This is a genomic window from Vibrio sp. FE10, from assembly GCF_030297155.1.
Lineage (GTDB): Bacteria > Pseudomonadota > Gammaproteobacteria > Enterobacterales > Vibrionaceae > Vibrio > Vibrio apostichopi.
The window spans coordinates 1275147-1289630 of sequence record NZ_AP028068.1; the positions used below are offsets into that span (position 1 = coordinate 1275147).

Here is a 14484-nt window from a genome sequence, read left to right on the forward strand (position 1 = left end):
TAGGCTAATTGTTTTAATGCTCGTCGTTATAAAGCTTAATTGTTGTAATGCTAAAGGAATAAATAATGGAAAAGATGTGGCAAGTAATAGATTTCCTACTCGCGCATAAGTTTATTTTTAGTGCACTGATCATCGGCATTATTTTAATAATCCGACGAATCACTTTGTCTCGAATCCGTGGTGATGTCGCTTTTCTAAGTGAAGACCAACGTAATTGGATGTCACGCACCAAGAACGGTACGTTTGCCATTATTATGGTCACTTTGTTTGTGCTGTGGAAATCTGAAATCAGCGAATTTGCGCTGTCTGTTACGGCTATTGCGGTGGCGATAGTCGTGGCTTCAAAAGAGATCATTCTCTGTTTCACTGGCTCTATTCAGCGTGCCAGTTCTCGCTCATTTCGAATTGGTGATTGGATTGAGGTCGGGAAGATCAGTGGTGAGGTGATTGAGCACAATTTGATGGCGACTGTGATTCAAGAAATCGATTTGTATCATGGGCAATACCACTTCACTGGTAAGACAGCCACGCTACCTAACAGCATGTTCTTCACTTACCCGGTAAAGAACCTCAACTTCATGAAGCGCTATGTTTATCACAACTTTTTTGTGACGGTAAAAGACTTTGTAAACTTATACCCAATGGTGCCGGATCTTATCGTGAAGATTGAAGAGCATTGTGAAGAGTTTATCGATGTTGCCCGTCGTTATAATGGTGTGATCGAGAAACATGCCGGTGTCGATCTTCCCGGTTCTGAGCCTCATATTCATATCACGAGCAGCTCTACCGGTGAGCAAGAAGTGCATTTTATGATTTTCTGCCCGACTGAAAAGGCGATTCATCTAGAGCAAGATATTCGTAAAGACTTCATGGAAGCTTACGCGTTGGCATTTCCCCCAGTGACTAATACTGTGCTAGAAGCTAGCAAGTCTGAATAAAAAGAAAGCCGAGATCGAATATACGACTCTCGGCTTTTTTGTATTTTGGGTCTAGCTATTTGTGAATGATTAATCCAGCTCAGCGAGTGGTAACCAATCAACTTGTACGCCAGCTTGTTCGAACATATCTTGGCTAACTTTGATCTTATCCCCCCAACGAGAAAGGAAATCTTCACTTTGCTCTGGGCAGTGAACCGCAGAAATACCCGTTTGGATAATTTTTGCTGCACAGTTTGGACAAGGGAAATGGGTTACCCAAATTTCGCAGCTGTCTAAATCACGCTTAGCAAACAAGATCGCATTTTCTTCCGCATGCAGCGTCTTGAGGTATTTCATTTCACGGTCGTCAGTGTCAGCACTGTCAGATACGCCATGAGGGTAGCCGTTGAAACCTACTGAAACGATACGGTTGTGCTTGGTGATCACCGCGCCAACTTGAGTTGATGGGTCTTTACTCCAAGAACCAACAAGCTCAGCCATTTGATAAAAACGTTTAGCCCATTTTGAGATCATGTGAATTACCCTAGTCATTAAATATGAATGCTTATGTGTGAAGATACATGATGTTAGTCAATATACCTAGGGCGTGTTGATCTTTCGAGCTGATTTTTGCAGCGAGTTGCTGGGTGTTTCTACAAGGCAGAGGCTTTGATGTGTAGTTAGCCTACATGAGAAGCCGATAACGCAGTAGAAATGACCAGCAAACGCTGCCCGAAGGGTTCGACTAAAAGCGTTTTAGTCTTTGTTGAGGGAGATTTGCTTAGAACGACTAGGCTACTTCCCCCTCGCCGCGATTAAAACGCTTTTATCTCGAACAAAATTTAACCGCGAAAGGTCAACACGCCCTAATTACTAAGTGTGCGAAGAGGCTATTTGGGACAAATTTGTTATTTATTTGTAAGTGTTTTATAAGCATCAGGTTTCTGGTTACACGTTGAAACACTTTTCAAGTGATAATTGATATTCCTCGGACATTTTAGACATTTGTGTTACGTAACTTTTATGCTGTTCAATTTCTCATAAGTGACGGTATAACCATGCGTAAAAAGTTAATCCTTACGGCTCTTGCAAGCTCTCTAATTCTTGCTGGATGTGGGCAAGATGCTCAGAATGCCAAGCAAGCGCCTTTACCTCTCGTAGCTGTACAGGATGTTAGCGTTATTTCTCACCAGCAAAGTAAGTCATACATCGGTCGTATTGAGGCCGTTGAAGACACGGCGATCACTGCGCAGGTTTCAGGCTACCTAAAAGGCCGTCATTTTGATGAAGGCCAAATGGTCGAAAAAGGTCAACTGCTGTATTCGATCGAGCCATCATCGTTCGAAGCGGAAGTAGCGAGCGCAAAAGCGTCTGTTGCTCAAGCGAATGCGAATCTTAAAAAAGCCGAACTTGATTTCAACCGTGGTAAGAATCTACTTCCGAAAGGCAGTATTTCTCAATCGGAATTTGATGCTTTAACCGCTTCTTTATTGGGCTCTCAAGCTCAACTTGAAGCAAGTAACGCACAATTGAATGCGGCGAATGTTCAACTTTCTCATACCAGAATCGTAGCTCCTTTCTCAGGCCGTATTAGTGATACTAAAGTGAGCCACGGTGACCTAGTGTCTCCTTCGGCTGGCGTATTAACTACGTTGGTGAGCTTAGACCCGATTCATGCGTCTTTCAGTATCAGTGAGCGTGAACGTTTAGCGTTAGGTATGGACCGTATTGAAGGCGATGGTAGCAGCGATTCTGATCGTGTTGAAGTGCAGATCATGCTGGAAAACGGTGAAGCATTCGAACACTTAGGTAAGCTCGATTTCTTAGGTAACCGCATCAACCTGAACACAGGTACGATCGCAATGCGTGCTATTGCTGATAACCCTGAACAACAACTGCTTCCAGGCCAACACGTTCGTGTCAATCTTAGAGAAAAACAGTCTATCGACGTGGTGACCATCCCAAGACGTGCGGTTCAAACCGACCTTGAGGGTGATTTTGTGATGCTGCTTGTTGAAGGTGGTGAGTCACCGATTGCCGAACGTCGCAATATTGAAATGGGACGCCAAGTTGCCAATGGTGTGATCATTCTTTCCGGTTTAGAGCAGGGTGACTCTGTTCTCACTCAGGGTTTGCAGCGAGTTCGTAACGGTATGGCGGTACGTATTCAACCTGCAGCTTCAGAAAAAAGTGAGTAAGGGCCCTAATCTATGTTAAGTCGTTTCTTTATACAAAGGCCTAAATTCGCCCTTGTTATATCCATTATATTGACACTGGCAGGTGCGATCTCGCTCGCTATCTTGCCGGTGGCTGAATATCCAAAAATTAGCCCGCCTTCTGTAAGCGTTATGGCTTATTACACAGGTGCAAGTGCAGAGGTAGTAGAACAAGCGATTGCCGACCCGATAGAGACTTCGGTCAACGGGGTGGAAGATATGATCTACATGTCTTCGAAAAGTGCGAACGATGGTTCTTACAACCTTAACGTGACGTTTGATGTCGGTACTGACCCAGATATGGCTCAGGTCAACGTTCAAAACCGAGTTGCTCAAATCGAATCGAAGCTTCCTCAAGAAGTAAGAATGGTTGGCGTAACGGTTAAGAAGCGTTCTCCTGACCTTTTGATGGTATTGAACTTCTATTCTCCAAATGGTGAGTACGATGACCAATTCCTGATCAACTATGTAAACCTGAATATCAAAGATCAGCTAGCGCGTGTTTCTGGTATTAGTGAGGTTAACGTACTGGGTGGCGGTGAATATTCGATGCGTGTTTGGTTGGACCCTGAGAAAATGGCCAACTTGAACCTTACAACATCGGATGTCCATGCTGCGTTGGCGGAACAAAACGTTCAAGTTGCGGCGGGTCGTATTGGTGCTGCGCCTTATGCCAACCCTCAAGAAGTTCAGTTTAACTTGGTGACCAAAGGTCGTCTTGAAACGGCAGACGAATTTGAGAACGTGGTACTTCGTGCAAGCCGAGATGGTTCAACGGTTTATCTAAAAGATGTTGCTCGTGTTGAACTAGGTAAGAAGTTCTACGACGGTAACGGTAAATACCGTGGTCAAGACGCTTCTATCGTTACGCTTTCTCTCCAATCTGATGCAAACGCATTGGAAAGTGGTAAAGCGGTAATGGCGATGCTGGATAACCTAAGCAAAAACTTCCCAGAAGGCGTGGCTTACGAAGCGAGTTACGACACCACAGTCTTTGTTGCAGAGTCGATTAAAGGCGTAGTAAAAACGCTGATCGAAGCGATCTTGCTGGTTATCGCGGTGACGTATCTGTTCTTGGGCAGTGCGCGTGCAACCTTGATTCCTGTGGTTGCGATTCCGGTGTCGTTGATTGGTACCTTTGCCATCATGCAGATGACGGGCTTTACCATCAACACGGTAACCTTGTTTGGTTTGATATTGGCAATTGGTATCGTAGTAGATGATGCGATCTTGGTTATCGAGAACGTTGATACGACGATGGCCAAAGACCCAACGATCTCTCCTCGTAAAGCAACGCTTATCGCGATGAAAGAAGTAACCGGCCCGATTGTTACGTCAACTTTGGTTCTATTAGCGGTATTCATCCCAGTAGCAATGTTGCCAGGTATTACCGGCATTATGTATCGTCAGTTCGCCCTGACTATCTGTATCGCGGTTGTTATCTCATCGATTAACGCACTGACCTTGTCTCCGGCATTGTGTTCATTGGTTCTTAAGCAGGGTGGTGGTAACACGGCTCGCTGGTACCAAGCGTTTAACCGTGGTCTAGAATCGGTAACCAATAAGTACGGTCAAATTGCTGGCTTCTTAGTTAAGAAAGGCGTTCTGTTGTTCACTTTCTTTGTGGTTGCTTTGGCTGCGGTGACTTACTTCTCGAAAACAACGTCAACGGCGTTCGTTCCTCAAGAAGATAAAGGTATTTTGCTGGTTAACGTTCAGTTGCCAGATGCTGCGTCTCTGTCGCGTACAGAAGACGTGACTGAGCAATTGCTTGAAATGGTTGAGCAAGAGCCAGGCGTTGATGGTGTGACTTTGGTTAATGGTTATGCATTCATGACAGGCGCTTCTGCGTCGAATGGTGCGTCGCTATTTATCAAACTGCACGATTGGGATATGCGTAATGCGTTAGACGGTGAGCATTCAGCTCAAGCTATCTCGCAACGTATTAACGGTCGAGCGGCCACTGAGCTTCCTCAAGCTATCGTTTTTGCAATGGGGCCACCTGCGGTTCCAGGTATGGGCGCGGCTTCTGGTTTCGAATTTGTTCTTGAAGACACACTAGGTCGTAGCCGCACTGATCTGGCGATGGTAATGAATGACGTGATTGCTGAGGCGACGAAACAGCCTGAGATTTCACACACATTCAGTACGTTCCGTGCCAATGTTCCTCATTACTATGTCGACATTGACCGTGAGAAAGCGCAGCAACTCGGTATTCCGTTGTCGGAAATATTCCAAACATTACAAGGTAATCTTGGTTCGCTCTACGTGAATGATTTCACCATGTTTGGTAAGAACTTCCGCGTAACAATGCAAGCGGACAGCGAACACCGTAGCAGCATGGATGACCTACAACGATTCCACGTGCGTTCGTCTAATGGTGAAATGATCCCGCTGAGTACACTCGTAACGTACGACCAGATCTTTGAACCCGATGTGGCATGGCGTTACAACATGTACCGCAGCGCGGTGATTCAAGGTCAACCCGCAGAAGGTTACTCAAGTGGTGATGCGATTGCAGCGATGGAACGTGTTGCGGCTGATGTATTGCCTCAGGGTTATCAGTACGAATGGACAGGCATGGCGTATCAAGAAGTGCTTGCTGGCAACCAGGCGATTTTCGCTTTTGCACTGGCATTGATCTTCATTTACTTGTTCATGGTGGCTCAGTACGAGAGTTGGACGATCCCTATAGCGATTATCTTAGTTGTACCTGTCGCGACGTTAGGTTCCTTCTTAGCTCTGAACCTGACTGGAACGCCGCTTAACCTCTATGCGCAGATAGGTTTGGTACTCTTGATAGCCTTGGCCGCGAAGAACGCAATCTTGATTGTGGAATTCGCGAAAGTTGAGCGTGAAGACAAAGATGCATCAATTGAAGATGCGGCTGTGAAGGGCGGTACGCTGCGTTTCCGTGCTGTAAATATGACGTCTTGGTCGTTTATCTTGGGTATCTTCCCATTGATCTTCGCTGCTGGTGCAGGCCACGTGAGTCAGAACTCGTTGGGTATTTCCCTGATCGGCGGTCTGCTATGTGTGTTACTGGCTGGTACCTTCTTGATTCCAGGTTTCTATGCATTTGTGCAGCGTAAGCGTGAAAAAGCACATGGTGGTAATACTAAGTTGATTCCACTCGATGATGAGTAAAGGAACTTTTTACTCATAGGGACGATTTTCTTATAAAAATCGTTTCCTTATAAAAACCATTCCCTTACGAAAAATAAGGCTTAGTGTGATGCTAAGCCTTTTTCTTATTCCGAACGTGAATAAAAAAGTAGTTTATATAATCAGATGTTTATTATGTGATGGAGTTAACACTCTAAACTTAGGTGTCTAATAAAATGATGTTTTATTTTTAAGTTGTTGATATTTAATTGAAAGTGGTGGTTCAGCTAACGTTTGTACGCTCGAAAACATTTGCACAATAGTGTGAAGTGTTTCAAAATTAACACGTTATATTGAAATTTTTTGTGCACTGAGGTTCTTATGAAGGTCATTGATTTATTTAAACACCGAGGCGATAGCGTTTCTTCGCAACACTCAGAGTTTATGCAATGGATGTCTCCAGCTCTTAGAGAGTATTGGGGCGACTTCCTGAACCGCACGCAAAATAGTCATTTTTTCGCATGGGTTCGTGATCACCACCAACCTGCAGTAAATGAAGATGCACCGGTTATGCCGATCGAGAAGCCGATCGAAATTAAGCCTGAAGCACAACTTGTGTTGAATGAGCTTAATCAGCAGATCGGTGAAGTTATTCATACTGGCGATTGGATTAATGTAAGTCAAGAGCGCATTAATCAGTTTGGTTTAGTGACTGAAGATATGCAGTGGATCCATACTGAGCCTTCTAAGGCAGAAACGGATTCACCTTTCAAAACGACTATCGCTCATGGCTTTTTAACCTTGTCTCTTCTTCCTAGATTGACTGACAGTGTTGATCCAGATAAGTCTCAATTCCCAACGGCTAAAATGGTTGTGAACATTGGTCTTAACCAAGTTCGTTTTCCTTACCCTGTTAAGTCAGGCAGCAACGTTCGCGCTAAGAGCACGTTGACAAAAGTAACGCCGATTAAAAAGGGTCTAGAGATTGAACGCGAAATCCGCGTAGAAATCGAAGGGGTTCGTCGCCCTGGTGCTGTGATTGTGTCGGTGATTCAACTTCATTTCTAATACTTTGCTTTGAGAGAAATGATTCTTAAACGAAGATTATAGATTCCAAAAAAGAGAGAGCTTAATGCTCTCTCTTTTTGTTTGTGTCATATTAAATTGACATCACAGCGTTAATAACATAATCAAAAGCCCAAAAGCCCAAAAGCCCAAAAGCCCAAAAGCCCAAAAGCCCTTATCTTACTCTTTATGCGTGTGTAGCTACTTAATGCGTGTGTAGCCGTATTCTTCGATAAGATCTTGTCCTTGCTTTGACTTCACGAACTTAATGAAATCTTTGCTTTCATCCGAAACTTCATCTGTTTTGTGCAGTAACAAAAATGGACGAGCCAATTCGTAGCTGTGGTTAGCAATGTTCTTTGATGTTGGTTCAACGCCTTCAAACGTAATCGCTTTAATCGAATGGTCTACAGAACCAACTGAGATAAAACCAATGGCGTGTGGGTTATGGTTAACAATCGTTTTTACCATGCTGTTGCTGTTTACAACCAAGTTATTTGGGTTGATGTCAGACACTAGACGGTCGTTAATGATTTTCGTTAAACCCAGTAAGCTTTCGAAGCTGTAGCGTGAACCAGAAGACGCTTCACGAGTCACAACCGCGATAGGTTGATCCGCTCCGCCCACTTGCTTCCAATTGGTTACCTTGCCTTTGTAGATATCGAACAACTGTTCACGAGTGATGTTATTCACACCGTTTGAACGGTTGGTGACAACGGCTAGGCCGTCAAAGGCAATTGGGAATACCTTCAATTTTTCGTTCTGTTCACGGTCGGTTAAGTAGCGTGAGCTCATACCAACATCCGCCACACCTTTATTCACCATGGTAATGCCAGCTGTTGAGCCTATGCCTTGAACCGCGATGTAATTATCAGGATGAGTCTTGTTGTACTCCTCTGCTAATACATCCATCACTCGCGCAACAGAAGTGGAGCCCGAAATATTGGTTTCTTGTGCCAAAGCAGCATGAGAAGACAGGGCTAAGGATAAAAGAGAGGCAAGCGCGACTCGTAACATAAACAACTCCTAATTAATAACATTTGTCGCATATGATAGGTCGGTTATATGACACTTTTGTGAAATTCTATACGCTCGATGTATAGCTGCCGGGTTCGTTTTTGAAAGTAAGATAACTTTGGAGAAGAAGGGTTCGTTTCTGGGAGCAGGGCGGGTATTTTGTTTTCGCTGGTTAGCTAAAATGTTCGTTGAGTCCTAAGCTAAGTAGAGGAATTCACTACTTAGAAGTTTCTATGAAGTTACAAGGGGTGTTATGTCCGTTATTCATATAGAACTGAATCGTCTTTTAATTGGAGCTGAGAGGCTCTGTACTTCTCGAAATAGCAATTTACCTGTAGAGCTAGGCAAATCCCTATTTGAAGAGTGTGAGGGCGGTGTGCTGTTCTCTCAGGCGCATTACCTGCTCGACTCATCCCATAGTGATTATACCAACGAGATCGCCTGCGTTACCTTTGATGAGTCATTATCTTGTTGGCTGGTGATGGTGCCACTTGAAACCGAAGTCAGCACCGATTCCGTTAATTGGGGACCTTATCCCTACCTTCCTAAATCTAAGGACCTTGATGCTATTTTGTCTGAAATAGAAAAAGATCCTAAGTCTTATTTTTGGTCCTAGTCACGTTCGTGGTTCTGGTAGTGGTTGAGTCTTGGTTCATCCATCTACCTTGTTGGTATCGAACCAGACCACTGCACCTTTAAATTAAACCTCTTAACCTCTTAAATCTTTAATCACACCACTTAAGTTTTGAAGCGAGTTTGGGATTGCTGAGATTGAGCAATCAGAGAGCGAAAATCTTTTGGTGTCTTTCCATGATAGGTTTTAAAGGCGGTGCTGAAGTGTGCTGCACTCTTAAAGCCAGACTCATAAGCGATCTGTGTGATTGATTTGGCGGAGGTTCTGAGCTGGGTGGCGGCATGAGCAATACGTTTGATTTTCAAAAGGTTTGAAAAAGAAAGGTCTTCAGCGGATAGGCGTCGCTTCAGTGTCGCGGGAGACATGCCCATGTAACTGGCTAACGTGTCTAACGAAATATTGTTTTCGATGTTCTGTTCTATGTAGTGGATAACTTTCTGCGTAACGGTAAGCCTTGAAGCTCGAGCAATGATCACGAGTAGAGCAGGGTGCTTTTCAACCATCAAAGAAAGCAGAGCCAAGCCCAATTGGGTGAGTGCGTAGTCATTTTTAGGGGAAGAATCCGCGAGAGACATCGTCAGCTCTTTTAGCTCACGAATTTGGATGTCAGCTCGGTCGAACTTGATGTATTCCTGTGGAACGCGTAACGATTCAAGATCACCGGACTGGTTGATGAACTTTTGGAAGATCGATAAATCGAAGTCTAAACACGTTGCGCTGAATTCACCATTTTCAGTATTAACGTCGATGTCTTTAATTTGGCCGGAGTTGTATAGCGTGAAATCGCCGGCTTGAAGGGAAGCTTCGGTACCATTAGGCAGAGTGAAAGAGATACTGCCTTTCGAAACGATGAAAATACCGTTTTTAGAGGCGGGGTAACGTTCCCGTTTCCTGGGAATAAAGTTTCTAAATTGAGTAACTGTTATCGATGACATAGTGCGCTTCTTTGACGTTGTAAACGAGTTGCTTATTGGTTTTAGTATTGTTTAAGCATGAGACATTTACAAAAAAGGCGCTAATAATTAGCGCCTTTAGAAGTGAACCCTATCAGATATTAGGCTTCGGTTTCATTTGTTGTTTCAGGCTCGCTAGGCAAGTCCGCAAATACTTGTGTAGGCTTTGCTACCAAGTTACGGTTTTCCTGATTAACTTCTGAGAGAACTACTTCTAAAACGTCTCCCAGTTTGTATACCATTTCTTTATCGATAGATACAGTGCCCATATCACCGTTGCACTCTATTCTTTCTTTATTATTAAGAATGAGAGAGCCAGGGATAAACGCTGCTGCACCATTATCAAGTAAGCGCACGCGCATACCAGCACGGTTAATGTCGAAGATCTCTGCTTGGAAACGAGTTTCTTCAGCTGGAGCATTCGCTAGAGTACGAGCATACAACCAATCGCCAACGTTACGTTCGGCCATACCGTGGTGACGGCGGTGCAGGGCAAGTTCATCACCGATTGTTTCGTCTGGTGTTTGAATTGGCGCTTTACCAAGGATGTGAGCCTTAAGCATACGGTGGTTAATCATGTCACCGTATTTACGAATTGGAGATGTCCACGTCGCGTAAATGTCTAGTCCCATCGCGTAGTGTGGTGCAGGTTCATTGCTGATCTCGCTGTACGCTTGGAATTTACGAATACGGTTGTCGTAGTAGCTGTTGTCTAAAGAACCTAACCAACGACGCAGAGTAGCAAAACCTTCCAGAGAGACTATCTGCTCTTCTGTAAACGGTGTTTCTGCTTCTGGGTTAACCAGTTCTAGAACGTCTGTTAATTTCTCAGCTTTAAAACCAGAGTGACAGTTAAAGACGCCTTGGTTAAAGCTTTCTTTTAGTACTCGGCCTGCACAGATGTTCGCGCTGATCATAGATTCTTCAACCAGCTTGTTCGCACTGCGACGCATGTCTGCGTGGATAGCGACAACATCGTTATCTTCGCTAAGCTCAAAGCGGTAGTCAGGGCGGTCTGGGAACACAACTGCATTCGCTGAGCGCCACGCTGAACGCGCTTGAGCAAATTGGTGAAGGTCAGAAACAATCGCAGCGATTTCTTCTGATGGTTGCCACTTCTCTGATGCGCCAGTTTCTAGCCAGTCAGATACATTGTCGTAAGCAAGACGAGCGTGAGATTTGATGTTTGCAGCGAAGAAGTTAATGTCATCACCGATTACGCCATCTTTAGATACTGTTACCGTGCAGCAAAGTGCAGGGCGAACTTCGTTCTCTATTAGTGAACATAAGTTGTCAGCAAGATCACGAGGCAACATTGGAATGTTACGACCTGGAAGGTAAATAGTGAAACCACGCTCACGAGCCACTTTATCCATCGCATCATCTGGAGAGATGTAAGCCGTAGGGTCAGCAATCGCAATCGTCAGTTCAAAATCACCGTTCTCTTTCTTCTTCGCGTAAAGCGCATCGTCCATATCTTTTGTGCTTTCACCATCAATGGTCACAAAAGGGATGTGCGTCATGTCTACACGTTCAAGATCGGCGTCATCGTTGATTAGCCAGTTGTCGATACCTTCAGGTTCGCTGTTTGGTAAGTCGTTTTGTGCCAGCGTTACCCACCAAGGGGCAATCTTGTCATCAGCATCTGTGATTTTCTCAGAGATTTGAGCCAAGAATCCGTTGTCACCTTTTAACGGGTGTTGAACGATATGAGCAACAACCCAGTCGCCTTCTTTTAGCATTTCAGGGTTTAGACCCTTCTTTGCTTTCGCTTTAAGTTGCAGCTTTTTCAGTTGCGGGTGATCAGGAACTACGTTCAAACGACCTTTAAACAACTTCACTCGAGCAATAAAACGAGTAAGGCCCTGTTCAATCAATTCCTCAGGCTCTGCTACTTCGCGATCTTTCTCGGTGCGAATGATGGCAATAACTTTGTCACCGTGTACACATTTCTTCATGTATGGAGGTGGGATAAAGAAACTGGTCTTGTTATCGACTTCGAGAAAACCAAACCCTTTTTCAGTGGCTTTGATTGTACCTTCCTTTTTAGGGAGGGTTTCTTGGATTTGCTGTTTGAGTTGAGCGAGTAGAGGATTATCTTGAAACATTTGACTTTTATCTATCGAGGACAATTGAGCACACTATAATCATTGCGAGGCTTGATTACTACTGAAAGGCGAAGTGAGCGTAAATTAATTGCCCTCTTATTTAACTAGGTCAATTTGCTCGAAGTTTGGTGCTATGACGAGATATTCATCAAGTTTTGACGATATGATAGCCAGTATTGATGTAAAACCGAAAAATATGTGATGTATTTCAATTTTTTCTGGCTTTTTTTATGCATTTAGGGAATAATCCGCCTCCCTTAGACGTCCCTAATGGCTTGAAGTGTTTTATTACTGCTTCGTAACTCTGAATGGAATCAGTATCTGATTGGATCAGTATTGGAATTGATAGAGCTCCCGGGACCTTTTGTTTACTTATATATAGTGGGATCCCAATGTCCGAATCTGTAATTCAATTTAATGAATTAGCCCTTAACGATAACATTCTTTCAGCTCTTGATAGCATGGGTTTCGTTTCTCCGACTCCAATCCAAGCAGCAGCTATTCCTCTTCTTCTTGAAGGCCGTGACGCACTAGGTAAAGCACAGACTGGTACTGGTAAAACAGCAGCATTCTCTCTGCCTTTACTTAACAAAATCAACCTGAACCAACACAAACCACAAGCAATCATCATGGCTCCTACTCGTGAGCTAGCGATTCAAGTTGCTGCGGAAATCAAAAACTTAGGTCGTGACATCAACGGTCTTAAAGTTCTTGAAATCTACGGTGGTGCTTCAATTGTTGACCAAATGCGTGCTCTAAGCCGTGGTGCTCACATTGTTGTTGGTACTCCAGGTCGTGTTAAAGATTTACTAACTCGTGACCGTCTACACCTAGATGAAGCACATACATTTGTTCTTGATGAAGCAGATGAAATGCTGAAAATGGGCTTTGTAGATGACGTTACTTGGATCCTAGAGCAAGCTCCAGAAACTGCACAGCGTGTACTTTTCTCTGCAACTATGCCTCCAATGGTTAAGACTATTGTTGACCGTTACCTACGTAACCCGGCTAGAGTTGATGTTGCTGGTACTAACCACACAGTTGACAAAGTAGCGCAGAATTACTGGGTTGTTAAAGGCGTAGAGAAAGACGAAGCAATGTCTCGTCTTCTTGAAACTGAAGAAACTGACGCGTCAATCGTATTCGTACGTACTCGTCAAGATACTGAGCGTCTAGCTGACTGGCTATCTGCACGTGGCTTCAAAGCTGCTGCACTGCACGGTGATATTCCTCAGTCTCTACGTGAGCGCACTGTTGATCACATCAAACAAGGTGTTATCGACATCCTAGTTGCAACTGACGTTGTAGCTCGTGGTCTTGATGTTCCACGTATCACTCACGTATTCAACTACGACATCCCATTCGATGTTGAATCTTACATCCACCGTATCGGTCGTACTGGCCGTGCTGGACGTAAAGGTAAAGCGATCCTACTAGTTCGCACTAACCAAATTCGTATGCTTCGCACTATCGAGCGTGTAACTAAGTCTCAAATGGAAGAAATCCAACTTCCACAACGTGACGAAGTTGCTGCTGCACGTGTTGCTAAGCTTGGCGCTGAGCTTGAAACTGAGAAAGAAAGCAAAGCTCTAGAAAACTTTGCAGGTCTTATCTCTACTCTGCAAGAGTCTCTAGAAGTTGATGCTGCTACTCTAGCTGCAATGCTTCTTAAGCGTCAGCAAGGTAAGAGCCCACTATTCTACGTTGGCGAAGACCCAATGATCGCTGCTATTGAGCGTGATAAGAACCGTCGCAAAGAGCGTCGTGAAGATCGTGACAATGGCCGTGACGGTGGGGGGCGTAACTTCAATACTCAAGATTGGGATACGTACCAACTACAAGTTGGCCGTGAGCAAGGCGTTCAGGTTAAAGACATCGTTGGCGCACTAGCAAACGAACTAGGCCTAACTAAAGGTTCTATCGGTGCTATCAAGCTAGACCAAGGTTCTACTTACGTTCAACTGCCAAAAGCAATGAACTCTGAAACTGCTGGTAAGCTAAGCAAACTTCGCATTCGTCAAAAAGAAGCTGGCGCTGTAGTTGTTGATTTCAACGACTTCCGTGAGCCTCGTCGTGGCGGCGGCGGTCGTGATGGCAACCGCGGCGGTCGTGATGGCGGTCGTGGCGGTCGTGATGGCGGCGGCTACCGTGGTAACCGTGAAGGCGGTAATCGCGAAGGTGGTAACCGTGAAGGTGGCAATGGCGGTCGTGGTGGCTACCGTGGCAACCGTGACGGCGCACGTGATGGTAACTCTGCTGGTGGTCGTGATGGCGAACGTCGTTTTGACCGTAACCGTGGTGGCGATCACCGTGGTAACCACCGTGGCGAACGTGGCCATGGCAACGCAGCAGGCAATGGCGGCAACCGCGGTCGTCGTCCAGAGCGCAGCGAAGGTTAATCAGTCTTTAATTTAAGCTGAAGCTTACAAGCCAAGTGCTTATAAACGAACAGCTTAAACACTGAATTTA

At 44.7% G+C, this 14484-nt stretch carries 10 protein-coding genes; 6 read left to right on the top strand and 4 right to left on the bottom strand.

Features of this window, described 5'->3' with window-relative positions; all coding sequences use genetic code 11:
- Positions 1 to 65: 65 nt before the first annotated feature.
- Entirely contained in the window at positions 66 to 938 is an 873-nt protein-coding gene (locus QUF19_RS22650; protein WP_286299691.1) for a mechanosensitive ion channel family protein, read from the top strand.
- A gap of 69 nt (positions 939 to 1007) precedes the next feature.
- Here the strand turns inward: QUF19_RS22650 and QUF19_RS22655 are convergent, their stop codons facing one another.
- A complete protein-coding gene (locus QUF19_RS22655; protein ID WP_102436457.1) occupies positions 1008 to 1451 on the bottom strand; it encodes a dCMP deaminase family protein in 444 nt (147 codons plus the stop codon).
- Between the two features lie 524 nt (positions 1452 to 1975).
- Between QUF19_RS22655 and QUF19_RS22660 the strand changes: the two genes are divergently transcribed.
- The 3 genes from QUF19_RS22660 to QUF19_RS22670 all read left to right on the top strand — a co-directional run bounded on the left by QUF19_RS22660 (position 1976) and on the right by QUF19_RS22670 (position 7306).
- Positions 1976 to 3115: an efflux RND transporter periplasmic adaptor subunit gene (locus QUF19_RS22660; protein ID WP_286299694.1), complete on the top strand. Its 1140-nt coding sequence runs from the start codon at positions 1976 to 1978 to the stop codon at positions 3113 to 3115.
- A gap of 12 nt (positions 3116 to 3127) precedes the next feature.
- Positions 3128 to 6280: an efflux RND transporter permease subunit gene (locus QUF19_RS22665; RefSeq protein WP_286299696.1), complete on the top strand. Its 3153-nt coding sequence runs from the start codon at positions 3128 to 3130 to the stop codon at positions 6278 to 6280.
- Positions 6281 to 6619: 339 nt separating this feature from the next.
- On the top strand, positions 6620 to 7306 hold the full coding sequence (locus QUF19_RS22670; RefSeq protein ID WP_065111383.1) for a MaoC family dehydratase: 687 nt from the start codon (positions 6620 to 6622) through the stop codon (positions 7304 to 7306).
- A 198-nt stretch (positions 7307 to 7504) separates the two neighbouring features.
- Here QUF19_RS22670 and QUF19_RS22675 read toward each other — a convergent pair whose 3' ends face one another.
- Entirely contained in the window at positions 7505 to 8320 is an 816-nt protein-coding gene (locus QUF19_RS22675) for a phosphate ABC transporter substrate-binding protein (RefSeq protein ID WP_286299702.1), read from the bottom strand.
- A gap of 253 nt (positions 8321 to 8573) precedes the next feature.
- Here QUF19_RS22675 and QUF19_RS22680 point away from each other — a divergent pair, with 253 nt between their 5' ends.
- On the top strand, positions 8574 to 8936 hold the full coding sequence (locus QUF19_RS22680) for a DUF3024 domain-containing protein (RefSeq protein ID WP_286299704.1): 363 nt from the start codon (positions 8574 to 8576) through the stop codon (positions 8934 to 8936).
- 122 nt (positions 8937 to 9058) lie between these two features.
- On the opposite strand, the gene QUF19_RS22685 is transcribed toward QUF19_RS22680, so the two are convergent.
- Complete coding sequence (locus QUF19_RS22685; RefSeq protein ID WP_102438392.1) at positions 9059 to 9889, bottom strand: helix-turn-helix domain-containing protein; 831 nt, start codon at positions 9887 to 9889, stop codon at positions 9059 to 9061.
- Between the two features lie 119 nt (positions 9890 to 10008).
- Complete coding sequence (gene rnb, locus QUF19_RS22690) at positions 10009 to 12015, bottom strand: exoribonuclease II (protein WP_286299707.1); 2007 nt, start codon at positions 12013 to 12015, stop codon at positions 10009 to 10011.
- Between the two features lie 392 nt (positions 12016 to 12407).
- Between rnb and QUF19_RS22695 the strand changes: the two genes are divergently transcribed.
- On the top strand, positions 12408 to 14414 hold the full coding sequence (locus QUF19_RS22695) for a DEAD/DEAH box helicase (protein WP_479688204.1): 2007 nt from the start codon (positions 12408 to 12410) through the stop codon (positions 14412 to 14414).
- Positions 14415 to 14484 lie beyond the last annotated feature (70 nt).

What these genes read in the sequence shown, in the direction of transcription:
- QUF19_RS22655 (WP_102436457.1), bottom strand. Translation starts at nt 1,451, where the DNA reads ATGATCTCAAAATGGGCTAAACGTTTTTATCAAATGGCTGAGCTTGTT.
- QUF19_RS22670 (WP_065111383.1), top strand. Translation starts at nt 6,620, where the DNA reads ATGAAGGTCATTGATTTATTTAAACACCGAGGCGATAGCGTTTCTTCG.
- QUF19_RS22675 (WP_286299702.1), bottom strand. Translation starts at nt 8,320, where the DNA reads ATGTTACGAGTCGCGCTTGCCTCTCTTTTATCCTTAGCCCTGTCTTCT.
- QUF19_RS22685 (WP_102438392.1), bottom strand. Translation starts at nt 9,889, where the DNA reads ATGTCATCGATAACAGTTACTCAATTTAGAAACTTTATTCCCAGGAAA.
- QUF19_RS22680 (WP_286299704.1), top strand. Translation starts at nt 8,574, where the DNA reads ATGTCCGTTATTCATATAGAACTGAATCGTCTTTTAATTGGAGCTGAG.
- QUF19_RS22665 (WP_286299696.1), top strand. Translation starts at nt 3,128, where the DNA reads ATGTTAAGTCGTTTCTTTATACAAAGGCCTAAATTCGCCCTTGTTATA.
- QUF19_RS22660 (WP_286299694.1), top strand. Translation starts at nt 1,976, where the DNA reads ATGCGTAAAAAGTTAATCCTTACGGCTCTTGCAAGCTCTCTAATTCTT.
- QUF19_RS22695 (WP_479688204.1), top strand. Translation starts at nt 12,408, where the DNA reads ATGTCCGAATCTGTAATTCAATTTAATGAATTAGCCCTTAACGATAAC.
- QUF19_RS22650 (WP_286299691.1), top strand. Translation starts at nt 66, where the DNA reads ATGGAAAAGATGTGGCAAGTAATAGATTTCCTACTCGCGCATAAGTTT.
- rnb (WP_286299707.1), bottom strand. Translation starts at nt 12,015, where the DNA reads ATGTTTCAAGATAATCCTCTACTCGCTCAACTCAAACAGCAAATCCAA.